Origin of the sequence: Rhodoferax sp. UBA5149, assembly GCF_002413825.1 — a bacterium.
Lineage (GTDB): Bacteria > Pseudomonadota > Gammaproteobacteria > Burkholderiales > Burkholderiaceae_C > Rhodoferax.
This window is the reverse complement of the sequence record NZ_DHXT01000145.1, coordinates 1-1,708: the sequence shown is the minus strand read 5'-3', so window position 1 is coordinate 1,708 and position 1,708 is coordinate 1. Positions and strand designations below refer to the sequence as shown.

Annotated in this window: 2 protein-coding genes; both read left to right on the top strand. The window is 64.8% G+C overall.

All coding sequences use genetic code 11. From position 1 onward, the window contains the following. On the top strand, positions 1–1,146 hold a 1,146-nt coding region (locus B3V69_RS12470; protein WP_296447004.1), incomplete at its 5' end, for a serine/threonine protein kinase. Between the two features lie 134 nt (positions 1,147–1,280). Further along, positions 1,281–1,708: cysteine peptidase family C39 domain-containing protein (locus tag B3V69_RS12465; protein ID WP_296447002.1), on the top strand; the 428-nt coding region annotated here is incomplete at its 3' end.

The window sequence follows — 1,708 nt, the reverse complement described above, 5'->3', positions numbered from 1 at the left end:
TTGGTGGACGCGGCGCTCAAGGCCGGCAGCAGCGACAACGTCACCGCGCTGGTGGTGCGCGTGCTGGGCTTGCTGGATGCCACCTTGCAGGATGAAAACCGGGCGGCCCTGGCCTTGCCGGTGCCACCGCACCTGAAGGTGGGCGACAACATCGACGATCTGCTGGTGACGGCGCCGGTGGCCGACAACGGTATCAACCTGATGTACCAGGTGCGCGATCCGAAGACGCAAAATCTTTATGCCTTGAAGACCCTGAACCCGGCCCGGGCCCATGACCGCGATGAACGCGTCATGTTGGCGCACGAGGCCTGGCTGGCCAAGCGCATGCAGTCTTCGCGCGCGGCCGATAACCTGGTTCGGGTCCACGAGGCGCGGCCGGGCGGCAAGGCGCGCAGCTTTTTTTACGTGCTGTACGACTGGCACGGCGGCGAAACCCTGCAGCAGCAGCTGGATCGCCGGCAGCGCTTGAGCGTGTCGCATGTGCTGACCGTCGGCATGCAGGCGCTCACGGCGCTGGGTCGCCTGCACCGCCAGGGCGTGATTCACCGCGATATCAAGCCCGCCAATTTGCACCAGGGCGAAGATGGCGTGTTGCGCGTGCTCGATCTGGGCGTGGCGCTGAGCGGGCGCGAGCCGGCCTCCATGCGGGCTCTGCATGCGGGCACCCCCAGTTATGTCAACCCCGAGCAGTGGGGCTTTCGGGTCAAAGCCCCGGCACCCGGAAGCAAGGCGGGCATCGCCGAGGCCGCCGCCGAAGAGCTACCCGATACCCAAAGTGACTTGTTCGCGCTGGGCGTCACGCTCTACCAGCTGCTCACCAGCAAACTGCCCTATGGCGAGGTGATGCCCTACCAGGTGGGCCGCTATTACCGCGACCCGACGCCCCCGAGCCGCCACAACCCCGAGATCCCGATCTGGCTCGATCATGTGGTGCTGAAGGCCGTGGCACGCGACAAACGCAACCGCTTCGAGACCGCCGAAGAATTCTTGCTGGCCCTGGAGCGCGGCGCCTCCCGCCCCTTGAGCGCGCCGCAGGCCACACCGCTGATGCAGCGTGACCCGACCGCGCTGTGGAAGGTCGGGCTGGCGGTGTCGGTGCTGTTCAATCTGCTGTTGATTTACTGGTTGCTGTTCTTGCCGAAGTAGCAGAGCAATAAGGCAGTAGTTGGGGAAAGCCCTATCCCCCATTTGGGGGATATCTTTGTTTCCCGTCACGCGATATATTTTCCCTAACTAAAACCGGCCCCACATAACTGCGGGCCATCAGGGAAGGTCGGCGTGTGACAGTAAATTCAAGCGTTCTCGTGGCGAGCTGTGCGGGCGCGCACAGCGATCAAGCCAACTCAACCCATCCCGATGGTCTGACTAAAGACTCAGCAAGCAAGGCTGATGCCCTGGCGCCGCTGGCCGCCCTGTGCACCGTCGCCCGTTTTCACCAGATCGCCGCCGACCCCGCCACACTGGCCCATCAGCTCGGCCTGTCCGCCAGCGACACACTGAGCGCTTCAGACGTGCTGCGCGCCGCCCAGCACCTGGGCCTCAAAGCCAAGCTCAGTCGCAGCACGGTCGACCGCCTGGCATTGACCCCCTTGCCGGCACTGGCCCTGATGCGCACGGAGGATGAAACGTTACGCCTCGTCATCCTGGCCCAAAGCGACGGCCAGCGCGTGCTGTTTCAGGACGTGTCCGCAGCGCCGCCTGGCTCAGC